Consider the following 21723-nt stretch of genomic DNA (forward strand, 5'->3'; position numbering starts at 1 on the left):
GCTCAGCGCTCGCGCAGGCGCGACAGCGCGCGCGTCAGCGGCTTGGCCAGCACGGTGGTGGCCAGCGCCATCAGCAGCAGGCCGGAGAAGGCCGTCATGCCGATCAGCCCGGCTTCGAACAAGATCCCCAGCACGACCACTTCCATCAGCCCCTTGGTCTGGACCAGCGCGCCCAGCATCCAGGCCTCGCGCCGCGGCAGGCCGGCCAGGCGCGCCGGCAATGCGGTCCCGACCACCTTGCCGACCACCGCGACCATGGTGCTCAGGGCGAACACCAGAAGCGTCGCCTGGCCGCCGATGGCGATGTCGGTACGCAGCCCGGTCATCAGGAAGAAGAACGGCATCAGGACCACCACGGTGGCGGGCTCGAGCTGGCGCCGGAGCTCGCCGGCCGCATCGCGCGGGAGCACGATGCCCGCGAGGAAGCCGCCGAGGATGTAATGCAGGCCGACCGATTCGGAAATCAGCGCCGAGCCGAAGATCAGCACCGCGACCAGCGCCAGGCGCGCATCAACGGCGGCCATCCGTGGCAGCATGCGCGCCAGCAGCGGGCGTACCAGCCACAGCATCGCACCGACGTAGGCAAGACCCAGGCAAGCCAGCCGCAGGAAGTCATAGGTTGAGGAACGGCCCGCGCTGGCAAGGATGGCCGACAGCACCAGCCAGATAGCCGCATCGCTGAAGGCGGCGCAGCCGACCGCCAGCTGGCCGGGCACGGAGTCGGACAGCTTCATTTCCCGCAGGATCGCCCCCAGCACCGGCAGCGCCGTCACCGCCATGGAAACCCCCACGGCGAAAGCGAATTGCCAGGCAGATGCCGCATGCCCTACGGCTTCTGGCGTGGCGTAGGCCAGCCAGGCGCCGGCTGCCGTGCCGAGCGCGAACGGCACCAGCACGCTGCCAAGCGCGGCCGCCATCGCAATGCGCCGTATCCCTGGCTGCTGCGCGCCGCCGATGTGCAAGCCGGAGAGGAAGGCAAACAGCACCACCGCCAGCCATTGCAGCCCGGAGAGCGCGGATAGCTGCGCCGGCCCGAACAGGGCCTGCCAGCCTTGCGGCCACAGCGTGCCAAGCAGGGACGGCCCGAGCAGGATGCCGCCCACGATCTGCATGGCCACCAGCGGCACGATGCTGCCGATGCGCAGCCCGCGCCACAGGATGAACGGTGTACCGACCACCAGGCAGGCCTGGGCAAAGAAGAGCGAGACGGGATTCAAGGCGACGGGCGGATCGAGAGAAGTGGAACAAGGGGGCGGGCGCGCATCCAGAGGCGCTACTTAGCCTTCGGCACGCGCCCCATCAGGTAGAACTCTTCGTTCGGCCGCATGCTGATGGTGTTCGCCATGCGGTTGGACAGGCCGAAGAAGGCGGTGATGGCCGCAATGTCCCAGGCATCCTCGTGGCTGAACCCATGCTTGGCCAACGCCGCGAAATCGGCATCGCCAACCTCGGCCGAGGCCTCGCAGACCTTGAGGGCGAAGTCGAGCATGGCGCGCTGGCGCGGCGTGATGTCGGCCTTGCGGTAGTTGACGGCCACCTGGTCGGCCAGCGTCGGCTTTTTCTCGTAGATGCGCAGGATGGCGCCGTGCGCCACCACGCAGTACAGGCACTGGTTGGCGCCCGAAGTGGCCACCACGATCATCTCGCGCTCGCCCTTGGAGAGGCCGCCCTCCTCCTTGAGCATCAGCGCATCGTGGTAGGCGAAGAAGGCGCGGAACTCATCCGGCCGGTGGGCCAGCGTCAGGAACACGTTCGGCACGAAACCGGCCTTGTCCTGGACTTCCAGGATGCGAGCCCGGATGTCCTCGGGCAGGTCAGCGATGGCGGGAACCGGGTAACGGCTGAGTGGCGGCGATGCGGTCATGGTGGTCTCCTTCGGGGGTGCTCCCCTCTTTGCACTGCGCATGAACCGCCCGCGCTAGCTGCCGCGGGCAGCGGAAATCTGGCCGGCTGCGCCGTCTTACTGCGTGGCGAACTGGATCCTGTGCAGCCCGGCGTAGAGTCCCTCGGCCGAGAGCAGTTCGTCGTGGGTGCCATGCTCCGCCACGCGCCCGTGGTCGAGCACCACGATGCGATCGGCGTTCTCGATGGTGGACAGGCGGTGCGCGATGACCAGCGTGGTTCGGCCAACCATCAGCGCCTCCAGCGCGGCCTGCACCTGGCGCTCCGATTCGGAGTCGAGCGCCGAGGTGGCTTCGTCGAGAATCAGGATCGGCGCGTCCTTGTACAGCGCGCGCGCGATCGCCATGCGCTGGCGCTGGCCGCCGGACAGCTTCATGCCGTTGTCGCCGATATTGGTCTCCAGCCCTTGCGGCAGGCCCTTGATCACATCGGTCAGGTAAGCGGCGGCCAGCGCGCGCTCGACACGCGCCATGTCGATCTGCGCCGCCGGATGCACGCCATAGGCCACGTTGGCGGCAACCGTGTCGTTGAACAGCACCACGTCCTGGCTGACAAAGGCAATCTGGCGGCGCAGGTCATGCAGCGAGAACGCGTCGATGGTCTTGCCGTCCAGCAAGATGCGGCCGTCGGTCGGGTCGAAGAAGCGTGGCACCAGGTTGACCAGCGTGGTCTTGCCGCTGCCCGACGGCCCCACCAGCGCGACGACTTCACCGGCGCTGACGTGGAAGTTGATGTTGTCCAATGCCGGGCGGGCGGCCTCGCCGTAGCGGAAGCCCACCTTCTCGAACACCAGTTCGCCGCGCGCGCGCTCGAGCGGCAGGCCGCCGTCTTGCGGCTCGATCGGCTCATCGATCAGGCCGAAGATCATCTCGGCCGCAGTCAGGCCGCGCTGCAGCGGCTGGTTCAGGTCGGTCAGGTGCTTGAGCGGCGAGACCAGCAGCAGCATCGCCATCACAAAGCCGGTGAAGCTGCCCACCGTGGTGTGGTTGGTCTGCGACTGGATCATCGCTATGGTGAGGATGACAGACAGCGCCAGCGCCGCCAGGAATGCCGTGACGGGCTGGTTCAGCCCGCCTGCCACTGCCATGCGCATGGAATAGCCACGCAAGCGCTCGGCCATGGCCGCGAAACGCGACGTCTCGTAAGCCTCGCCGCCATGCAGCTTGACCACCTTGTAGCCACCGGCTGCTTCCTCGACCACGTAGGCCGCGGTGTTGGTCAGCGCCTGGTGATCGCGATTGAGGCGGCGCAGGCGGCGATTGACCTTGGCCATGACAAAACCGATCACCGGCAGGATCACAGCCACCACCAGCGTCAGGCTCCAGTTGGTATAGAACAGGTAGACCAGCAGCGCCAACACGGTGAGCGAATCGCGCACCAGGGTGATCAGCACGCCGGTCAGGATCTGCATGACCTGGTTGACTTCGAAGATCACCGCATTGATCAGGGACGCCGCGGTATTACGATGGTAGAACAGCGCGGGCGCATGCAGCATGCGCTCGAACATCTGCATGCGCATTTTCAGCAGCACCCGGTTGGAGATCAGGGCGAGCAGGTAGCCGGAGGCGAACTGCGCCACCCCGCGTATCAGTGCCACGCCAACCAGCAGGGCCGGCACGTGCCAGAGCTTGCCGGCATATGCGCCGCCGAAACCGTTGTCGAGCAGGTCATTGACGACCTTGGGCATGATCCCTTCGGCGCCAGCCACAGCCGCCATCGCGATAATGGCAACGATGAAGACACGCATTTCCGGACGCAGGTAGGACCATACTCGCTTCAGGGTGTCGGCTTCCTGTGCCGGGGGCGCATTTTGTTCTTGGGCTTTCACGTTTTCTCCACCCCGTCGGCGCGGGGATACTTTGCTTGTACTGCGGCCAGCCCGAGCAACAGCCCGATGACGCCGGCATAAAAAACAATATTTGCCTGGTGCGCCATCGTCACTTGGGTCAGGCCGCTGATCAGGCTGGCCATGATGACGCCGATGCCGGAAGCGCACACGCTGACGCCAAGTGCGTTGGCATTGCGGCAGCATACGCGCAGCAGCCGCCAGAACAGGACACCAGGAACCAGGAACAGGCCCAGCAAAGCCAGCATGCCCGGCATGCCCATTGTCGCCGCCGCTTCGAGCACATCGTTGTGCGCATGCTCAAGGGTGCAAACGTCAGACGACCCATGCTCCTTGCAGAAGATGGAGGCTTGGGGAATCCGCGCAAACTGTCCGACCCCGACGCCGAGCCAGGGATGCAAGTGGATCGATTCCACCGCCATTTGCCAGAGCTTCAGCCGTGCCCCTACCGAAGTCTCGGTGTTCCCCTGCTGGAACTGCTCCCACTGTCCCCGCACAAGGTCAACCCGCTGCGCGACGGGGCTGCCAGGCGCCAGATAGAGTCCCACAGCCAAGGCGGCGATGAGCACCACGGCACCAAAGAACTTCCCCGGCCTCATGCTCGGGTAACGAACAAAGAGCAGCGGGATCATCGTGATACACAATGCCAGCCACGCTCCGCGCGTGCCGTTCACAATCAGCACCGAACCGGCGAGCGCCAGATCCAGCCAGGCAATCAGATGCGCCTTGCGGCTGATCCCAGGCCGCACGAAACCAATCAACCCCAATGCGGCAACCATGTTCCCGAAGGCGATGGCCTGGGTCCAGGCCGACGGCCGTGGGTCGTCGAGAACCCAGCGCTGGAACAGGACAACCGCCAGGCTAATCGCCAAAGCGATTGTGATGCCACTCCAGAGCCGCCGCGGGTCGGGCGCGATCTTGAGGATAACCAGGCATGTCACCAACAACAGGAGAATGCGAGAAGGGTTATCCATCACGTTCCAGGGAACGTTGAAATAGAGCTTGGAACCCAGGAAGACAAGCACCAAAGCTAGAATAGCGAGCCCGATGGGGTACAGCGTGGCGCGATACTGCGCAAACATGGGCCTCAGGCCGCGATGGACAATCAGCGCCAGCAGCAAGATGGCGCCCAGGAAAATACCGGCGCCTTTCGGCACGCAGAGCAGCAGGATTGGAAATGCCAGAACTAGCGCATTGGTAAAAGCGGTCACTTTTCCGGCACGGAACATCATAAACAAGCTCTATGAAAATCTCAGTCGTACTGATTACAAAAAACGAGGCACACAACATCCGGGAGTGCCTGGAAAGCGTGTCCTGGTGCGACCGCGCGATTATAGTGGATTCAGGTAGCCGGGACGGCACGGTCGAGCTGGCCCGGAGCCTGGGCGCGGAGGTCTTCGAAACCGAGCACTGGCCTGGCTTCGGCGTCCAGAAAAACCTGGCGGTATCCAAGGCCGACGGCGACTGGATCTTCTCCATCGACGCGGACGAACGGGTCACCCCCGAGCTGCGCGACGAGATTCTCGCCGCAGTGGCGTCCGGCCAGTCCGATGCGTACGAGGTACCCAGGCTGTCGCGATTTTGCGGCCGCTTCATCCGCCACGGCGGCTGGTACCCCGACTACGTCACACGGCTGTTCCGCCGCGGCCACGCCCGCTTCACCGACGATCTCGTGCACGAGCGCGTGGTCGCCGATGCACCAGTCGGCAGGCTCAATTCGCCATTGCTGCATTACACCTACGACGATTTCTCGCAGGTGCTGCAAAAGATCGACAAATACTCCAGCCTCGGCGCCCAGCAGGGCCTCGCGCGCGGCAAGACGGCGTCGCCCGCCAGCGCCGTGCTGCATGGCGCCTGGGCGTTCCTGCGCACTTACCTGCTGCGCCGCGGTTTCCTGGACGGCGCGCAGGGGCTCGGCGTGGCGCTGATGAATGGCCAGGCCAGCTACTACAAGTACATCAAGCTGTGGTACCTGCAGCAGAAGAGCGAACAGCAGACGCCCCTACGGTAGGGGCTGCCGCCCCTGCCTGAGGCGCGCCCAGCAGATCCTCGACGCAAGCGCTGAAGGCCGCCGAGGTAGGGCCAAAGCCCATCTGCTCGATGTGGACAGCCGCGTAGGCCAGCAGCCTGGCGCGCAGCGGCGCGTCCTCGAGCCCGCGGCGGATCGCCTCCGCCAGCGCGGGCACATCGCCAACCGGCGTCAGCAGGCCGGCCTTGCCCTCGGCCAGGATCTCGCGCGGGCCCACCGGGCAATCGGTACTCACCACCAGCTGGCCCAGCGCCATGCCTTCGAGAAGCACATTGGGCAGCCCCTCCATCTTGGAGCTGAACGCCATCAGCCGCGCATGATGGATCCATGCATACGGATTGGCCTGGAAACCGGCAAAGCCGACGCGCTCGCTGATGCCGAGCTCGCGCGCGAGCGCTTCAAGGCGCCCGCGAGAAGCGCCATCGCCCACCAGCACCAGCCGCTCGCACAAGCCCGTGCCCCTGACCAGCGCCGCGTAGGCCCGCAGCAGCGTGGTGAAATCCTTCTGGCTTTCTTCCAGCCGCCCCACCGAAACGATGTACGGATGGGCCGGCGGCGTGAAAGGCGCCTTGCCGAGCGCACGGATGCGATCGAGGTCGGTGGCGTTGTACAGGCGGATGAACTTGTCGGCGGCCTCGGGAATCAGCGCCCGCGCGTCGGCCAGCATGCTGTCGTTGAGTACCACGATGCGGTCATAGTGCTCACGGCACTGGCGTCGCAACTTGCGCAGCTTGCGGCGGTTCTCGCGCTCCAGGTGCGCCACGCTGAAATGCTGGTAGCCGATCATCGGCACCGGCAGGCGACCGGTCAGCCGCGACAGCGACATGTCGTAGTCGATCACCAGGTCATAGTCCCGCGCGATGCTGCGAAAGCGCCGGTTGACCAGCGGCTTGCGCAGCGGCGGCAGCAGCACTTCTTCATAAATCTTGCCCAACGGGCCCAGCTTGCCGGCTTTTTTCAGTTGCCGGCAGCGCGAGAGCCAGGCCTCCGGCGCGAGGATATGGATCTTGACGTCCGGCGGCAGCATGACGCGGAAGTGCGTCTCCAGCGCTTCAGTCGGATAGGTCAGCGTCAGGCCGATCTCGAAGCGCTCTCGATCCAGCGAGGCCAGCAGCGACACCAGCGAGGTCTCGATGCCGCCGCGCAGGAAGTGGGTCAGGTGGAAGAGGATGCGTTGCTTGGCCATGCGGGGCTTGTGTAATCCATGAAAAGACGGGATGGACGGCAGCAATGCCGGTCTGGGCGGCGCAATGCCGTTGCCGCCCAGACCGGCAAGCCCGGGTCAGCCGTAGAGCATGCGGACGTTCTCGCCCGACRGGGCCGCACGGAAGCTTGCCAAGGCATCGTCGGATGGCGTGACCAGCCACTGCCGTCCCAGCTCCGCCTCGCAGCGCGCGCCGGTGGTGGCGTAGCTCACGCGCACCGGCACGCCTGGCGCATTGGCCACACTCGCCAGGTAGGGCGTGAGCAACTCGCGCAGCAGTTCCGTGGAGGCATTGCCGTTGAACGCCAGACCGACCGCCTCGGCGTACTTGGCGCGCGCCGCCACCAGGTCCATCACCGATTCGGCGGTGAAGCGCACGCCACCGGTAAAGGTGTCGTGACGGGCGTTGCCTTGCACGATCACCATCTCGTCCTCGCGGAACATATGGCGGTTGGCATCGAACAATTCGTTGAACACCGTCATCTCGACCTGCCCGGTGCCGTCGTCAAGCAAGACGATCAGCATCTTGCCGCGCTGCGTCATCTGGGTGCGCATGCCGGTGATGACACCGGCGATGACCTTGCCTCGCACGTCGCGGCCGTAGCCGCCGCCATTGCCTTGCACTTCCTTTTCCAGGCCGGCCAGCGTGCCCTTGAGGAAGCGGCCGACTTCGTCCCGATAGGCGTCGAACAGGTGGCCGGAGAAGTAATAGCCCAGCGCCTGCTTTTCTTCCTGCAGCATGCGCTTGGGCGCCCAGGCAGGCTCGTCGACCAGCGCGGGACGGTGCGATTCGCCGGCGTCGGCCATCAGGTCGAACAGTGACACCTGGTTGGCCGACTCGGCCTTCTGCTCGGCGGCTTCCATGGCGCGCGACACCGAGGCCAGCAGCTGGCCGCGATTGGCGTTGAGGCTGTCGAAGGCGCCGGCGCGAATCAGCGCCTCGATGGTGCGGCGGTTGACCTGCCGGCGGTCGACGCGCTCGCAGAAATCGAACAGGTCGGCAAAGGGCTTTTCCTCGCGGGCGCGCAGGATGTCCTCGATAGCGCCCTGCCCCGAGCCCTTGATGCCGCCAAGGCCGTAGCGGATGGTCTTGGCATCGGTCGGCGCGAAGCGGTATTCGCTGGCGTTGACGTCAGGCGGCAGCACCTGGAGCTTGTTGAGCTTGCAATCGTCAAAGAGGATCTTGACCTTGTCGGTGTCGTCCATGGCGAGCGACATATTCGCTGCCATGAACGCGGCTGGATGGTGCGCCTTGAGCCAGGCCGTGTAGTAGGCCAGCAATGCGTAAGCGGCCGCGTGCGATTTGTTGAAGCCGTAGCCCGCGAACTTTTCCATCAGGTCGAAGGTATCGTCCGCCTTCTCCGCGGTCAGGCCGTTCTTGGCCGCACCCTCGCGGAACAGCTCGCGGTGCTGGGCCATTTCCTCGGCCTTCTTCTTGCCCATGGCGCGGCGCAGCAAGTCGGCGCCGCCCAGCGAGTAGCCGCCGATGATCTGAGCCATCTGCATCACCTGCTCCTGGTAGACCATGATGCCATAGGTCTCCTTGAGCACCGGCTCGACGCGCGGGTCCGGGTACTCCACCTTCTCGCGGCCGTGCTTACGGGCGCAGAAGCTGGGGATCAGGTCCATCGGGCCCGGGCGGTAGAGTGCCACCAGCGCGATGATGTCCTCAAAGCGGTCAGGCTTGGCGTCCTTCAGCATGCCCTGCATGCCGCGGCTTTCCAGCTGGAACACTGCGACCGTGTTGGCCGTCTTGAGGATGTCGAATGCCTTGCTGTCGTCGAGCGGGATGTGGCTGCAGTTCCAGTCCGCCATGGACGGATCGAGCCTGCGGATATAGCGCTCGGCCCAGTCCAGGATGGTCAGCGTGGTCAGGCCCAAGAAGTCGAACTTGACCAGGCCGGCGGCTTCCACGTCGTCCTTGTCGTACTGGCTGACCACACCGCTCATGCCATCGTTCTGCGCACCCTGGGTGTAGAGCGGGCAGAAATCCGTCAGCTTGCCCGGGGCGATCAGCACGCCGCCGGCGTGCATGCCGACGTTACGCGTCATGCCTTCCACGCGCTGCGCCAGCTCCAGCAGCTGGCGCACTTCTTCTTCGTTCTTCTCGCGCTCGGTCAGGAGCGGCTCTTCCTTCTTGGCTTCCTCGATGGTGACGAGCTTGCCCGGCTTGAAAGGAATCAGCTTGGCGATGCCGTCGACAAAGCCATAGCCCAGGTCGAGCACGCGGCCCACGTCGCGCACCGCGGCCTTGGCGGCCATGGTGCCGAAGGTAGCGATCTGCGATACCGCGGCGTGGCCGTACTTCTCCTTCACGTACGTGATAACGCGATCGCGTCCCTGCTGGCAGAAGTCGATGTCGAAGTCGGGCATCGAAACCCGCTCCGGGTTCAGGAACCGTTCGAACAGCAGCGCGTACTTGAGCGGGTCCAGATCGGTAATGCCGAGCGCATAAGCCACCAGCGAACCGGCGCCGGAGCCCCGTCCCGGCCCAACCGGCACGCCGTTGTTCTTTGCCCAGTTGATAAAGTCCGCCACGATCAGGAAGTAGCCGGGGAAGCCCATCTTGATGATGGTGCCGGTCTCGAACTCCAGCCTCGCGTAGTACTCGGGGCGCTTGGCCTCGCGCACGGCTTCGTCGGGGAACAGCACCGCCATGCGCTTTTCCAGGCCTTCCTTGGCCAGGTGCACAAGGTAGTCGTCGAGCGACATGCCGTCGGGCGTAGGAAACAGCGGCAGGCGCGGCTTACCCAGTTCCAGCGTCAGGTTGCAGCGGCGCGCGATCTGCACCGCGTTTTCCAGCGCGGACGGGATGTCGGCGAACAGCGCGCACATCTCGTCCTGGGTCTTGAAATACTGGTCGGTGGTGAAGCGCCGCACGCGGCGGGGGTTGGCCAGCAACTCCCCTTCGGCGATGCAGGTGCGAGCCTCGTGCGCGGTGAAATCGTCAGGCGTCATGAACTGCACCGGGTGCGTTGCCACCACTGGCAGGCGCATCCTGGCCGCCAACTGTACCGCCTGCTGCACATAGGCATCGGTACCGGGCAGGCCGGCGCGCTGCAGCTCGATATAGAAGCGCTGCGGGAACACCTTTGCCCAATGCGCGGCAGCCTGCGCCGCGGCCGCATCGTTGCCATTGGCCAGCGCCATGCCGATGTCACCGCCCATGGCGCCGGACAGCGCAATCAGGCCGGTGGCCAGCGGCTGGCCCTCTTCGCCGGCTTCGTCGAACCAGGCCGGGTCGATCTCGGCGCGGCCGCGGTACTGGTTGGAAAGCCACGCGCGCGACAACAGCACGCAGAGATTGAGGTAGCCAATCCGGTCCCGGACCAGCAGCAGCAAGCGTGTTGGCTTGTCGCGATCGTCGGCGTTGGTCAACCAGACGTCGGCGCCGACCACGGGCTTGATGCCGCCGCCGCGCGCTTCCTTGTAGAAGCGGATCAGGCCGAAGGCATTGGCCAGGTCGGTCAGGGCGAGCGCGCCCATGCCATCGGCGGCCGCAGCCTTGACGGCATCGTCCAGGCGCACGATGCCGTCGACGACGGAGTATTCGGAATGGAGACGGAGATGAACGAAGCGAGGTGCAGACATGGCCGTAATTGTACCGGCTCGGCATGTCCGCGCCTGCCTTCTTTGCGCGACGTGCCCGATGGCAAGACTGAGCCGGGCGCTCGGAAAAGCCCGGCACGAGGCCTGCAAGGCGCTATAATTTCGCCTTTCCAATCAGGCAGTTACCGCGCGCTCGCAAAGCGCGGTCCCGTCGCGCGCCACCTATGCAGATCGTCAACATCTCCGCTTACAAGTTCGTCTCACTGGACGATATCCCGGTCTTGCGCCCGGAAATGCGCGCGCGCTGCGAAGCACACGGGCTCAAGGGCACGATCCTGCTCGCGCCGGAAGGCATCAACCTGTTCCTCGCCGGCGTGCGCGAAGCCATCGACGGCTTCCTCGGCTGGCTGCACGCCGACCCGCGCTTTGCCGACATCGCGCCCAAGGAGAGCCTGTCGGAAAACCAGCCCTTCAAGCGCATGCTGGTACGCGAGAAGAAGGAAATCATCACCATGAAGATGCCGCTGATCCGCCCCGAAGCCGGTCGGGCGCCAGCGGTGACGCCGGTCGAGCTCAAGCGCTGGCTGGACCAGGGCCACGACGATGCCGGCCGCCCGGTAGTGATGCTGGATACACGCAACGCCTTTGAGGTCGCCGTCGGCACGTTCGAGCAAGCGGTCGACTACGACATCGCCAAGTTCAGCGATTTCCCGCCGGCCATTGCCGCGCACAAGGCGGAGTTCGCGGGCAAGACCATCGTGTCGTTCTGCACCGGCGGCATTCGTTGCGAGAAGGCCGCCATCCACATGCAGGAAGCCGGCATCGAGCATGTCTACCAGCTAGAAGGGGGCATCCTGAAGTACTTCGAGGAAGTAGGCGGCAGCCACTATCAGGGCGACTGCTTTGTCTTCGACTACCGCACCGCGCTGAACCCCAACCTGGAACCGGCTGGCCCCAAGCAGTGTTTCGCCTGCCGCGCCGTGGTCACCGCCGAGGAACAGCAAAGCCCGCACTACGTGGTGGGCCAGAGCTGCCCGCACTGCATCGGGGAAGGCGCCGGGACGGCGGCGGCTGCCGCCTGAGCGCGCTGGCGGCCCTCAGGCTGCCAGCAAGTGGTAGAGGTTGCGCAGCATGCCGGCGGTGGCCCCCCAGATAAACCGGTGGCCACCATCCTCGCGCGGAAACGGCATGGCGTAGAACAGCCGCTCGCCGTCCACCCAGCGAAACAGGCGCTGTTCGTGATGCGACGGGTCCATCAGGAAACCCAGCGGCACTTCAAACACATCGGCAACCTCGCGCGCATCGGGCCGCAGCGTGAAACCGTCGCGGACCAGACCCACCACCGGGCTCACATGGAAGCCGGTGCCGGTGATGTAGTCGGGCAAGCTACCCAGCACTTCCACATAATCGCGCGCCAGCCCCACCTCTTCCTCGGTTTCGCGCAGCGCCGTGGCCGTCCGGTCGATATCGAACGCTTCGTGGCGGCCGCCGGGGAAACTGATCTGCCCGGCGTGCGCGCTCAGGTTGGCGTTGCGCTCGGTCAGCAGCACGGTCAGCCCATCCTCGCGCTCCACCAACGGCACCAGCACGGCTGCATCACGCAGCTTCAGGCTGCGGTCATAGACGCGCGACTCATCGGTCAGCTCGGGGTCCCAGGCAGGCGGCGACTGGAGCCGATGGCGGATGAAGTCCGGGCGCAGGCGCACGTCGGCCAGCGGCGGGTGCCGGGTATCGGTGGCGACGATGGGGAGGGATTCGGGATCAAAGGCAGGACGCATAATCGTTGCGAGTATGACAGAAGCCGGCCAAACCGTTTGTGCTGCGACGCGGCAAACGTGGCATGCGGAAATGCAAAAAGGGCACCCGAAGGTGCCCTTTTTGCGCAGCCTCGACCGGCAAGCCGATCGAGACGACTGGCGGCTTACTGAGCAGCAGCAGCCTTGGCAGCAGCCTTGGCCGGTGCCGACTTGTATGCCAGCTTTTCCTTGATCCGCGCGGACTTGCCCGAACGCTGGCGCAGGTAGTACAGCTTGGCGCGGCGGACGTCACCACGGCGCTTCACTTCGATCGCTGCGATCAGCGGCGAGTACAGCTGGAACGTACGTTCCACGCCTTCACCCGACGAAATCTTGCGCACGATGAAGGACGAATTCAGGCCACGATTGCGCTTGGCAATCACGACGCCTTCATAAGCCTGGACGCGCTTGCGGTTACCTTCCACCACGTTCACGCTGACGATCACGGTGTCGCCGGGTGCGAATGCGGGGATGGTCTTGTTCGCGGTCAGACGCGCGATTTCGTCTTTCTCGATCAGCTCGATGATGTTCATCGTTTCTTCTCCTTGTCCATCATGCCGACGTTGTATGCCCCAGGCATGGCCTGGGCCCCGGCAGAGGATGGGGTTTCACTTGGCGGGAGCGAGCTCCCGCCCTTCTTTCGCCAGCCATGTCGACAGGAATTTCTCGTCGACCCGGCTCAGCAACCCTTGACTGCGCGCTGCCTCGATCAGATCGGGGCGCTTCTTCGCAGTATTTGCCAGCGCCTGCTGGCGCCGCCACTTCTCGATCTCGGCATGATGGCCCCCGAGCAAGATATCGGGCACCCGCACACCTTCATATTCTTCCGGCCGCGTGTAGTGCGGACAATCCAGCAACCCGTTGACGAAGCTGTCCTGAACCGCCGACTGGGCATCGCCCAACACACCCGGCAAATGCCTGACCACCGCGTCGATCACGGCCATGGCCGGCAACTCGCCACCGGACAGCACGAAATCGCCGAGGCTGATTTCCTCATCGACCCGCCGCTCGATCAACCGCTGGTCAATCGCTTCGTAGCGTCCGCACAGCATTACCAGGCCGGGACGCTGTGCCAGTGACATCACCTTTTGATGCGTCAGCGGCGCGCCTTGCGGCGACATCAGCACTACGTGCGGCCGCACCGGCGCCTCCTGGCCCTCCGGCTTGGCCTGGGCCGCCTGCTGGGCGGAACACGCCGCATCGATGGCATCTTCCAACGGCTTGGCCAGCATCACCATGCCAGGGCCGCCGCCATAGGGGCGATCGTCGATGGTACGGTAGTTGTCGCTGGTGAAGTCGCGTGGATTCCAGGTGCGCAGCGTGTAGCGCTGCTGCTTTGCCGCCCGGCTGGTAATGCCCCAGTCGGTCAGCGCGCGGAACATCTCGGGAAACAGCGTGATCACGTCGAACTGCATCCGCCTCTCCCTTTACTTGCCCACCACTCGCCCACCGGCTATCGCCGGCCAAGCGCCCTTGCCTTCACCAGCTCGGGGCGCTCAGTAATCCAGGCCCCAGTCCACCACCACGCGCCGGGCCGAGATATCGACCGAGCGCAGAAATGCGTCGACAAAGGGAATCAGGCGCTCACCCGCCTTGCCATCGGGCAAGGCATGCGCCACCTGCAGGATCTGGTGCGCACCGTTGTCGATCAGCCCGGACACTTCGCCCAGCGACTCGCCCTGTTCATTGAACACGGCGCAGCCAATCAGATCGACCCAGTAGAATTCGTTCTCATCCGGCGCGGGGAAATCCTCGCGACGAATCCAGACACGGCGACCCTTGAGCGCCTCCGAGTGGTTGCGCTCGGACACGCCGCTCGCCTGGGCCACTACGGTACCGCTGTGCTCGCGGGACTGCACGATCTTCACGCACAAGGCCTCGGAGGCCACGGCATCTGCCGCGCCAACCAGTCCGGTTGGCGGCGGCTTCAGCAGCCACCAGCGGCGCGCGTGCAACAGCGCGCTCGCATCGTCGGCATGCGGCTGGACCTTGATCCAGCCCCGTATCCCATAAGCCGCACCGATATAACCGACCTCGATCAGGTCGTCCGGCAGCTTATCGGTATACGCCAGCGCAGCCGGCAACCCGGTTGCACCGCGCTGCAGACTGGGCTTTTCCTGCTCACCGGCCTCGCGCCGGGCCGAGGGCTCGAGCGGCACATTGAGTGGCCGCCGCGCCGGGGTGCCTTGCTTGCGTTCTGTCACGTGTCGTTTGCCACGCGTCGCGAAACGCGCGTCACAACAATCAGGCTGCGGCCTTGGCGGCGTTTTGCTTGACCAGACGGGCAACCGTCGGCGACAGCTGGGCGCCAACGCCGGTCCAGTACGTCAGGCGGTCTTGCACCAGACGCAGGCCTTCTTCGCTTGCCGAAGCCAGGGGGTTGTAGAAACCAATACGCTCGATGAAACGGCCATCGCGACGATTACGCGAGTCAGCAGCGACGATATTGAAGAAGGGGCGCTTCTTGCTGCCACCGCGAGCCAGACGGATTACGACCATGGGTTTGATTCCTCAGAAAACTTGATGTTCGAACACGAAACGCAAGAGTATAGACCAAATTCCGAGGCCAAACAAACACTTAGAGCGATTGACTCGACACCCGGCCATAGGCATCGTGGTGAAAAGCCCGACAGGAGAGCTCGCCATGCGGTTTCATCTTCACATTCGTAGCTTCCGGACCCTGCTCGCGAGCACTTTCGCGGCGTTCGTGGCCACGATCTGGTTCAGCCCGGACGCCAACGCCGGCCTGCCGCTGGATCAGATCCATCTGCCGCCAGGCTTTCGCATCGAATTGCTGAGCGCGGAGGTACCGGAAGCGCGTGGCATGACCCTGTCGCCGGAAGGCACGCTCTTCATCGGCACTCGCGGCGAAGGCAAGGTGTATGCGATCCGCAACCCGCTGGCGCCCGCCCCGAAGGTGAAGACTGTCGCCACCGGCCTGACCATGCCGGTGGGCGTGGCCTTCCGCGACGGCGCGCTGTACGCCTCCTCGACTTCGCAGATCGTCCGGCTGGATGATATCGACGCCCGCCTGGACAACCCACCCAAACCCGTCGTGGTAAGCGATCGCTTTCCCTCTGAGACGCATCACGGGTGGAAGTTTATCGCCTTTGGTCCGGATGGCTATCTGTATGTGCCGGTCGGCGCGCCCTGCAATATCTGCGCGCCGGACGAAAACCGTTACGCCAACATCATGAAGATGAAGCCGGACGGCACCGACTTGCAGGTCGTGGCCAAGGGGGTGCGCAATTCGGTAGGCTTTGACTGGCACCCGGCCACCCGCCAACTCTGGTTCACCGACAACGGGCGCGACATGTTGGGGGACGATGTGCCCGACGACGAGCTCAACCGCCTGGCCCGGCCGGGCCAGCATTTCGGCTACCCGTATTGCCACGCCGGCAGCGTCGCCGACCCTGAGTTCGGCAAGCAGCGCGCCTGCTCCGAGTTCGAGCCGCCAGCCGCAAAGCTGGGCGCGCATGTCGCCGCGCTCGGCATGCGCTTTTATACCGGCACGCAATTCCCTGCTGAATACCGCAATAGCATTTTCATTGCCGAGCACGGCAGCTGGAACCGAACCAAGCCGGTCGGCTACCGCGTCGTCCGGGTGGTGCTGAACGAGCGCGGCCAGGTGGTGCGCCAGGAGGTGTTCGCGCAAGGCTGGCTGCAGGGAGACAAACCCTGGGGCCGGCCTGTCGATGTCCAGGTTGCCCCGGACGGTTCGCTGCTGGTCAGCGACGACATGGCGGGCGCGGTCTATCGCATCCGCTACGCGCCCTGAGCCCTTGCCGCGCGCCGTATACAGCCCGTCTCCCGGGACGTTGGAGAAACAATCCGTTACACCGGTAACGGCTTTAGCATAGGCGCGCCGAAGACGCCTGCGTACCATGAACCCATACCTCGAACAACCTCACCACGCGACAGGATACTGGGATTCCGCATGCTCCCCCGCACCCTCCTGCGCGACTCGGTGGCTGGCTTCCTGTTGGCCGTTTCCTTGCTCGGCCTCAATGCTGTCAGCCATGCACAGGTCGCGTTTTGGCAACATAGCCGGCCCGAAGGCCGGATTGTGAGCAATGCGCATGGCCAGCCAGGCCACGGCGCATGGGAAATGGCGAGTGTACGCGCTGAACGGCAAGACCATGTGCGGGCCCAGATCGAACGCATGGAAGCCCGCGCGCGCGCCGATGACCGCCTGAATGGCCGCCCCCTGCCCCCCCAGGAACGCGACGATGAACGCAACCGGCAGTCGGATCGCAATATGCAAGGCGACAACGGGCGCGGCGAGCAGCGCGGCTCCGGCATGGGCCCGGGCTGGCAAGCGCGCGGACGAGACGGCGGCCGCTAGGCACGCCAGCCCCCCGCCTCCTCACTGTCTCCCCGGCTGATTGCCGCGCCCGCGGCAATCACGCTCTGCTGTCTACTTGCTCCCCTCCTCGACGATATGCCGCGAAAGGAACTCTCGCGGGCATCCTCGTCCGACCCGCAAAGCTTCCTGCCCCTGCTCCGCCGGTGTCCGCCCGCGGTTGATGCCAGCGTACAATGAGCGCCGGCGCCAGCCTGGCTGGCACTCACCTGATTTGCGTCGGCCGGCCGCCCCTGCCGGCCATTAACCTAGCTGTCGCCCCATGCCCGCCGCTACCCAAGTTTCAGCCACCGCCGCCCCCAAGCCGCTTCAGGGCAAATCCAAACTGGTCACGGTCGCACTGGCCTTCCTGCTCGGCACTGTGGGCCTGCATCGCTTCTACCTAGGCGGCTTGCGCGATAAATTTGCCTGGGCGCACCTGCTGGCGGCACTCGCCGGGGTCATCGGCGTCATGTCGATGCAGACGGGCGCCGGCTCGCCTGCCCTGAACTGGACCTTTGCCATTTCCGGCGGCACGTCGGTGATCAGCGCCTTCCTGGCGGCCATCGTGTATGGCCTGCGCCCCGACGACAAATGGGATGCCCGCTTCAACCCGCATGGCACGCCAACCCGTTCGGGCTGGCCCGTCGTGATCCTGGTCATCCTGTCCCTGCTGATCGGCACCGGCCTGTTGATGGCGGGCCTGGCCATCAGTTTTCAGACATTCTTCGAATCCCAGGTCGAAGCCGCGCGCGCTTTGTCGCAGTAAGCCCCAGGTCCCAGGCTCAGCCCCGAGCGCCGATGCACTTCGACCTGCTGGACATCGCCGTGTTCGTGCGCGCAGCGTCGCTGGGCAACCTCTCGGCCGCGGCGCGCGATCTCGGGTTGTCCACCTCCTCGGCCAGCAGCCGCCTGGCGCAGCTCGAGCAGCAGCTCGGCACGCGGCTGCTGCACCGGACCACGCGCCGCCTCTCCCTGACCGGCGAAGGCGAGCGCTTCCTCGAACATGCCGCGCAATTGCTCGACACGGCCGGCCAGGCCGCGCAATCGGTGGGCCGCGGCGCGCAGGCGCCCCAGGGACAGCTGCGGGTCACGGTGCCCGCCTCTTTTGGCCGCCAGCACGTCTCGCCGGCCATCCCTGCCTTCCTCTCCGCCTACCCTGGCCTGACGCTGGACCTACGCCTGACCGACCAGGTGATCGGCCTGGTCGAGGCCGGCGTCGACGTGGCATTGCGTATGGGGGCGTTGCCGGACTCATCCCTGGTGGCACGCCCCCTGGCCCCGAGCCATCGCGCCGTTTGCGCCTCGCCTGGCTATCTTGCCGCGCACGGCACGCCCCGGCATCCGGAAGAGTTGCGCCACCACAACTGCATCGTGCTGGGCGACCAGTCCTCCTGGCAGTTCGACACGGCGCTGGGCAAGACAGCGGTAGCGGTCGCCGGCAACCTGCGCACGGACAACGGCGAAGTCATCCGGGATGCGATCCTGGCTGGCATGGGGCTGGCGCTGAAGTCGACCTGGGACGTTGGCCCTTACCTGCGCAGCGGCGCGCTGGTCCGCGTGCTCTCCGATTACCCGGTGCTGCCGGCCGTGTCGATCTGGGCGGTCTATCCCAGCCGCCGCCAGGTACCCGCGAAGACGCACGCGTTTATCGATTTCTTTGCTGCGCGCTTCGGCTCCCCACCCTACTGGGATAGCCCCGAGGCAACGCCTCCCGTCTCAAAATAAACACCGCCTTAAACACCGCTTGGCTGGCTATGCGAAGTACTGTATAAATATACAGTACCAACCGTAGCCGCAGGAACGCCAACGTGCCGAACCGACCACCTTCCTCCAGCCCGCTGAAAGGCCGGGCGGCGCGCTCGAACGGCGTCAGCCGGTTCGACGCCTGGACCCGCGAACGGGTCGCCGACGAGTCCCAAGCCTTCGATGAGCCAGAGACACCCCAAATCCAGACCATTGTCTTCACGGAAAAAGCCAAACGCATTGTCTCGCGCAACCAGTCGCCAGACCTGCCGTTCGACGCGTCCATCAATCCGTACCGCGGGTGCGAGCATGGCTGTATCTATTGCTATGCCCGGCCCAGCCATGCCTATCTGGGGCTTTCGCCGGGCCTCGACTTCGAAACCCGCCTGTACGCAAAAGACAACGCCGCCGCCTTGCTCGAGGCCGAACTGTCTCACCGCAACTACGTACCGACGGTAATCGCGCTGGGGGCCAATACGGATCCCTACCAGCCCATCGAGCGGAATCTCAAGATCACGCGCGGCATCCTGGAAGTGCTGGAGCGATTCAATCATCCGGTGGCCATCACGACCAAATCGGGCGTGGTCACGCGCGACATCGACATCCTGCAGCGCATGGCGGCCAAGAACCTGGTCCGGGTCCATATGTCGGTCACGTCGCTCAGGAACGAGATCGCCCGCACGCTGGAGCCCCGCGCGAGCGCGCCGGCGCGCCGCCTGGCCGCCATCGCGTCCCTGAGCGAGGCCGGCATTCCGGTGGGAGTGATGGTGGCGCCGGTCATTCCGAGCCTGACCGATCCGGAGATGGAATCCATCCTTGAAGCCGGCGCCAAGGCCGGCGCGAAAACCGCGGCGTATATCCTGCTGCGCCTGCCGCGCGAGGTGGAGCAGCTGTTCTCAGAGTGGCTGGCCACCTACCATCCGCTGCGCGCCCGGCACGTCGAAAGCCTGGTCGCGCAGATGCGCGGGGGGCAGGCCTACGACTCGCGGTTCGGCACGCGCATGACCGGCACCGGCATCTTTGCCGAACTGCTGCGCAAGCGCTTCAAGCTGGCCTGCCAGGGCTTCGGGCTCAATGCTGAGCGCCACCCGCTCACCACCGAGCATTTCTCCCGGGCGAGCGCCACGCCACAGATGTCGCTGTTCTAGGCCGGATGCGGAGGACAGCGCGGCTTCAGGCGTGCGGCGCCTTCTCGTCGACCGCGATCGCCAGCGTTTCCTTGATCTCTTCCATCACCACGTAGCTCTTGGACTGCGCTGCGCCCGGCAATTGCAGCAAGATGTCGCCCAGCAGGCGGCGGTATTCGCCGATCTCGCGGATCCGCGCCTTGATCAGGTAGTCGAAATCGCCCGAGACCAGATGGCACTCCAGCACCTCAGGGATGCGCGACACCTCGCGGCGGAACTGCTCAAACATATTTCCGGACTTGTTGCCCAGCGATATCTCGACAAACACCAGCAAGCCGCTGCCGAGCAGCGCGGGATTCAGGCGCGCGTAGTAGCCCATGATGACGCCGTCACGCTCCATGCGCTTGACTCGCTCGATGCATGGCGTAATGGTCAGGCCGACCGCTTCCGCCAGTTCCTTCATCGACATACGCCCGTCCGCCTGGAGCATGGCCAGAATCTTCCGATCCAGCCGGTCCAGGCTGCGCACGGGCTGACGACTCGTTCTCATTAGTTATTCCTGTTTCTCTATAAATTACAATAACTATGACTGCCAAGATTTAAATAGTATAGATGTAAATACTTTATCCCTTCTATTTCTTGGTTGCGAGCCCCGACTATGCGCGTTCTCGTTCTTGGCAGTGGCGTAATTGGCGTTACCAGCGCCTGGTACCTGGCCCGTGCCGGCCATGAGGTCACCGTGATCGACCGGGAGGCCGCACCCGCGCTGGGGACCAGCTTCGCCAACGCCGGCCAGATCTCCCCGGGCTATGCGTCGCCCTGGGCCGCACCAGGCGTGCCGCTCAAAGCCATCAAGTGGATGTTCCAGGAGCACGCACCGCTGTCCATCAAACCGGACGGCACGCTGTTCCAGCTGCAATGGATGTGGCAAATGCTGATGAACTGCAGCGCTGAGCGCTATGCAGTCAACAAGGAACGCATGGTGCGCCTGGCTGAGTACAGCCGCGACTGCATCGTCGCCCTGCGCGCCGATACCGGCATCGCCTACGAAGGCCGCCAGCAAGGCACGCTGCAACTCTTCCGCACCGCCGAGCAGCTCGACGGCGCCGCCAAGGACATTGCCGTGCTGGAACAAGCCGGCGTGCCCTACCAGTTGCTATCGCGCGAGGAACTCGCCGCCAGCGAACCAGCCCTGGCCGCCGTCAGCCACAAGCTGACCGGCGGCCTGCGGCTACCCAACGATGAAACCGGCGACTGCCAGTTGTTCACCCGGCAACTCGCCGCCATGGCCGAAGGCCTGGGCGTGCGGTTCCAATACAACCGCTCCATCGACGGGCTGCTGACCAAGGGCGATGCCGTTACCGGCGCCATGGTTGGCGGCGAGCCTGTCACGGCCGATCTGGTCGTGGTGGCATTGGGCAGCTGGTCGACACCGTTCGTGAAGAACTTCCTGCCGGGCCTGTCGAACCTGCCGGTATACCCGCTCAAGGGATTCTCGCTCACGGTGCCGATGACCAATGCGGAGCGCAGCCCCGTTTCCACGGTGCTCGACGAAACCTTCAAGGTGGCGATTACCCGCTTCGACGATCGCATCCGCGTGGGCGGCATGGCGCAGATCGTGGGCTACGACCGCACGCTCGACCCGGCCAAGCGCCGCACCCTGGAGCATGTGGTCACGGATCTGTTCCCGGGCGCAGGCGATGTCAGCCGCGCCAGCTTCTGGACCGGCCTGCGCCCGATGACGCCGGATGGCACGCCCATCGTCGGCCCCACGCAGGTCAAGGGCCTGTGGCTCAATACCGGCCATGGCACGTTAGGCTGGACCATGGCCTGCGGCTCGGGCAAGCTGCTGTCGGACCTGGTGTCCGGCACCTCACCGGCGATCCGCGCAGACGATCTCTCGGTGGCTCGCTATCTCAAGCCAGCAAGAACGCACACCGCCCCGCGCCACGCAGCGGCCTGATCCGCGCATCGGTTTCGAGGAAGTAAAAAAGGCGACCCGCGGGTCGCCTTTTTCTTGCCTGGACCAGGAAGATCTCAGAACTGCGCTTCGCTCAACGCATTGACCGGCACCGCGCCCGCCACGATGGCATCGCGCAAACCCGATGCCTGCGACAGGATGTGCTCCGCGAAGAAATGCGCCGTCGAGATCTTGGCGTCGTGGAAGGACGGATCCTCGGCA

The 21723-nt window shown here is 65.1% G+C and carries 21 protein-coding genes; 8 read left to right on the plus strand and 13 right to left on the minus strand.

Annotated features, from left to right (window positions below):
- Positions 1–2 precede the first annotated feature (2 nt).
- The 4 genes from AB4061_RS27595 to AB4061_RS27610 all read right to left on the minus strand — a co-directional run bounded on the left by AB4061_RS27595 (position 3) and on the right by AB4061_RS27610 (position 4980).
- Complete coding sequence (locus AB4061_RS27595; protein WP_441639432.1) at positions 3–1217, minus strand: cation:proton antiporter; 1215 nt, start codon at positions 1215–1217, stop codon at positions 3–5.
- Positions 1218–1273: 56 nt separating this feature from the next.
- Complete coding sequence (locus AB4061_RS27600) at positions 1274–1864, minus strand: peroxidase-related enzyme (RefSeq protein ID WP_441639433.1); 591 nt, start codon at positions 1862–1864, stop codon at positions 1274–1276.
- Positions 1865–1960: 96 nt separating this feature from the next.
- A complete protein-coding gene (gene msbA, locus AB4061_RS27605; protein WP_441639434.1) occupies positions 1961–3730 on the minus strand; it encodes a lipid A export permease/ATP-binding protein MsbA in 1770 nt (589 codons plus the stop codon).
- Entirely contained in the window at positions 3727–4980 is a 1254-nt protein-coding gene (locus AB4061_RS27610) for an O-antigen ligase family protein (protein WP_441639435.1), read from the minus strand. Before AB4061_RS27610 ends, msbA begins: the two co-directional genes overlap by 4 nt.
- Positions 4981–4991: 11 nt before the next feature.
- Here AB4061_RS27610 and AB4061_RS27615 point away from each other — a divergent pair, with 11 nt between their 5' ends.
- The gene (locus AB4061_RS27615; protein WP_441639436.1) at positions 4992–5759 is read left to right on the plus strand and encodes a glycosyltransferase family 2 protein; all 768 of its coding nucleotides are present in this window, start codon (positions 4992–4994) and stop codon (positions 5757–5759) included.
- Here the strand turns inward: AB4061_RS27615 and AB4061_RS27620 are convergent.
- On the minus strand, positions 5707–6963 hold the full coding sequence (locus AB4061_RS27620) for a glycosyltransferase (protein WP_441639437.1): 1257 nt from the start codon (positions 6961–6963) through the stop codon (positions 5707–5709). The genes AB4061_RS27615 and AB4061_RS27620 overlap by 53 nt on opposite strands.
- A gap of 96 nt (positions 6964–7059) precedes the next feature.
- Positions 7060–10572: a DNA polymerase III subunit alpha gene (dnaE, locus tag AB4061_RS27625; protein ID WP_441639438.1), complete on the minus strand. Its 3513-nt coding sequence runs from the start codon at positions 10570–10572 to the stop codon at positions 7060–7062.
- A gap of 182 nt (positions 10573–10754) precedes the next feature.
- Here dnaE and AB4061_RS27630 point away from each other — a divergent pair, with 182 nt between their 5' ends.
- Positions 10755–11612: a sulfurtransferase gene (locus tag AB4061_RS27630; protein ID WP_441639439.1), complete on the plus strand. Its 858-nt coding sequence runs from the start codon at positions 10755–10757 to the stop codon at positions 11610–11612.
- Between the two features lie 15 nt (positions 11613–11627).
- On the opposite strand, the gene AB4061_RS27635 is transcribed toward AB4061_RS27630, so the two are convergent.
- From AB4061_RS27635 to rpsP, 5 genes are all read right to left on the minus strand, one after another.
- Positions 11628–12308: an NUDIX hydrolase gene (locus tag AB4061_RS27635; protein ID WP_441639440.1), complete on the minus strand. Its 681-nt coding sequence runs from the start codon at positions 12306–12308 to the stop codon at positions 11628–11630.
- A gap of 143 nt (positions 12309–12451) precedes the next feature.
- Positions 12452–12859: a 50S ribosomal protein L19 gene (gene rplS / locus AB4061_RS27640; protein WP_150986317.1), complete on the minus strand. Its 408-nt coding sequence runs from the start codon at positions 12857–12859 to the stop codon at positions 12452–12454.
- A 75-nt stretch (positions 12860–12934) separates the two neighbouring features.
- Complete coding sequence (gene trmD / locus AB4061_RS27645) at positions 12935–13741, minus strand: tRNA (guanosine(37)-N1)-methyltransferase TrmD (protein ID WP_043344527.1); 807 nt, start codon at positions 13739–13741, stop codon at positions 12935–12937.
- An 81-nt stretch (positions 13742–13822) separates the two neighbouring features.
- Positions 13823–14431 carry a ribosome maturation factor RimM gene (gene rimM / locus AB4061_RS27650; protein ID WP_441639452.1) on the minus strand — a complete coding sequence of 203 codons (609 nt, stop codon included), beginning with the start codon at positions 14429–14431 and terminating at the stop codon, positions 13823–13825.
- A 139-nt stretch (positions 14432–14570) separates the two neighbouring features.
- Complete coding sequence (rpsP, locus tag AB4061_RS27655; protein ID WP_043344523.1) at positions 14571–14825, minus strand: 30S ribosomal protein S16; 255 nt, start codon at positions 14823–14825, stop codon at positions 14571–14573.
- A 145-nt stretch (positions 14826–14970) separates the two neighbouring features.
- Here rpsP and AB4061_RS27660 point away from each other — a divergent pair, with 145 nt between their 5' ends.
- The 5 genes from AB4061_RS27660 to AB4061_RS27680 all read left to right on the plus strand — a co-directional run bounded on the left by AB4061_RS27660 (position 14971) and on the right by AB4061_RS27680 (position 19562).
- Entirely contained in the window at positions 14971–16104 is a 1134-nt protein-coding gene (locus tag AB4061_RS27660) for a PQQ-dependent sugar dehydrogenase (RefSeq protein WP_441639441.1), read from the plus strand.
- Positions 16105–16263: 159 nt separating this feature from the next.
- Positions 16264–16671 carry a hypothetical protein gene (locus AB4061_RS27665; RefSeq protein ID WP_441639442.1) on the plus strand — a complete coding sequence of 136 codons (408 nt, stop codon included), beginning with the start codon at positions 16264–16266 and terminating at the stop codon, positions 16669–16671.
- Positions 16672–16951: 280 nt separating this feature from the next.
- The gene (locus tag AB4061_RS27670) at positions 16952–17437 is read left to right on the plus strand and encodes an NINE protein (protein ID WP_441639443.1); all 486 of its coding nucleotides are present in this window, start codon (positions 16952–16954) and stop codon (positions 17435–17437) included.
- 32 nt (positions 17438–17469) lie between these two features.
- Positions 17470–18396 carry a LysR family transcriptional regulator gene (locus AB4061_RS27675; RefSeq protein WP_441639444.1) on the plus strand — a complete coding sequence of 309 codons (927 nt, stop codon included), beginning with the start codon at positions 17470–17472 and terminating at the stop codon, positions 18394–18396.
- An 83-nt stretch (positions 18397–18479) separates the two neighbouring features.
- A complete protein-coding gene (locus tag AB4061_RS27680; RefSeq protein WP_441639445.1) occupies positions 18480–19562 on the plus strand; it encodes a PA0069 family radical SAM protein in 1083 nt (360 codons plus the stop codon).
- A 25-nt stretch (positions 19563–19587) separates the two neighbouring features.
- Here the strand turns inward: AB4061_RS27680 and AB4061_RS27685 are convergent, their stop codons facing one another.
- Entirely contained in the window at positions 19588–20091 is a 504-nt protein-coding gene (locus AB4061_RS27685) for an Lrp/AsnC ligand binding domain-containing protein (RefSeq protein WP_441639446.1), read from the minus strand.
- 108 nt (positions 20092–20199) lie between these two features.
- Between AB4061_RS27685 and AB4061_RS27690 the strand changes: the two genes are divergently transcribed.
- Positions 20200–21504 carry a D-amino acid dehydrogenase gene (locus tag AB4061_RS27690; RefSeq protein WP_441639447.1) on the plus strand — a complete coding sequence of 435 codons (1305 nt, stop codon included), beginning with the start codon at positions 20200–20202 and terminating at the stop codon, positions 21502–21504.
- Positions 21505–21578: 74 nt separating this feature from the next.
- Here AB4061_RS27690 and AB4061_RS27695 read toward each other — a convergent pair.
- On the minus strand, positions 21579–21723 hold a 145-nt coding region (locus AB4061_RS27695; RefSeq protein ID WP_441637199.1), incomplete at its 5' end, for an acyl-CoA dehydrogenase C-terminal domain-containing protein.

The organism is Cupriavidus sp. YAF13, from assembly GCF_052113425.1.
Classification (GTDB): Bacteria; Pseudomonadota; Gammaproteobacteria; order Burkholderiales; family Burkholderiaceae; genus Cupriavidus.

Coding starts and splice junctions, on each gene's coding strand:
- AB4061_RS27600 (WP_441639433.1), bottom strand. CDS start 1,864: ATGACCGCATCGCCGCCACTCAGCCGTTACCCGGTTCCCGCCATCGCT.
- rplS (WP_150986317.1), bottom strand. CDS start 12,859: ATGAACATCATCGAGCTGATCGAGAAAGACGAAATCGCGCGTCTGACC.
- rpsP (WP_043344523.1), bottom strand. CDS start 14,825: ATGGTCGTAATCCGTCTGGCTCGCGGTGGCAGCAAGAAGCGCCCCTTC.
- AB4061_RS27670 (WP_441639443.1), top strand. CDS start 16,952: ATGCCCGCCGCTACCCAAGTTTCAGCCACCGCCGCCCCCAAGCCGCTT.
- AB4061_RS27685 (WP_441639446.1), bottom strand. CDS start 20,091: ATGAGAACGAGTCGTCAGCCCGTGCGCAGCCTGGACCGGCTGGATCGG.
- AB4061_RS27615 (WP_441639436.1), top strand. CDS start 4,992: ATGAAAATCTCAGTCGTACTGATTACAAAAAACGAGGCACACAACATC.
- AB4061_RS27620 (WP_441639437.1), bottom strand. CDS start 6,963: ATGGCCAAGCAACGCATCCTCTTCCACCTGACCCACTTCCTGCGCGGC.
- AB4061_RS27690 (WP_441639447.1), top strand. CDS start 20,200: ATGCGCGTTCTCGTTCTTGGCAGTGGCGTAATTGGCGTTACCAGCGCC.
- AB4061_RS27660 (WP_441639441.1), top strand. CDS start 14,971: ATGCGGTTTCATCTTCACATTCGTAGCTTCCGGACCCTGCTCGCGAGC.
- AB4061_RS27675 (WP_441639444.1), top strand. CDS start 17,470: ATGCACTTCGACCTGCTGGACATCGCCGTGTTCGTGCGCGCAGCGTCG.
- trmD (WP_043344527.1), bottom strand. CDS start 13,741: ATGCAGTTCGACGTGATCACGCTGTTTCCCGAGATGTTCCGCGCGCTG.
- AB4061_RS27610 (WP_441639435.1), bottom strand. CDS start 4,980: ATGATGTTCCGTGCCGGAAAAGTGACCGCTTTTACCAATGCGCTAGTT.
- AB4061_RS27630 (WP_441639439.1), top strand. CDS start 10,755: ATGCAGATCGTCAACATCTCCGCTTACAAGTTCGTCTCACTGGACGAT.
- AB4061_RS27635 (WP_441639440.1), bottom strand. CDS start 12,308: ATGCGTCCTGCCTTTGATCCCGAATCCCTCCCCATCGTCGCCACCGAT.
- AB4061_RS27665 (WP_441639442.1), top strand. CDS start 16,264: ATGCTCCCCCGCACCCTCCTGCGCGACTCGGTGGCTGGCTTCCTGTTG.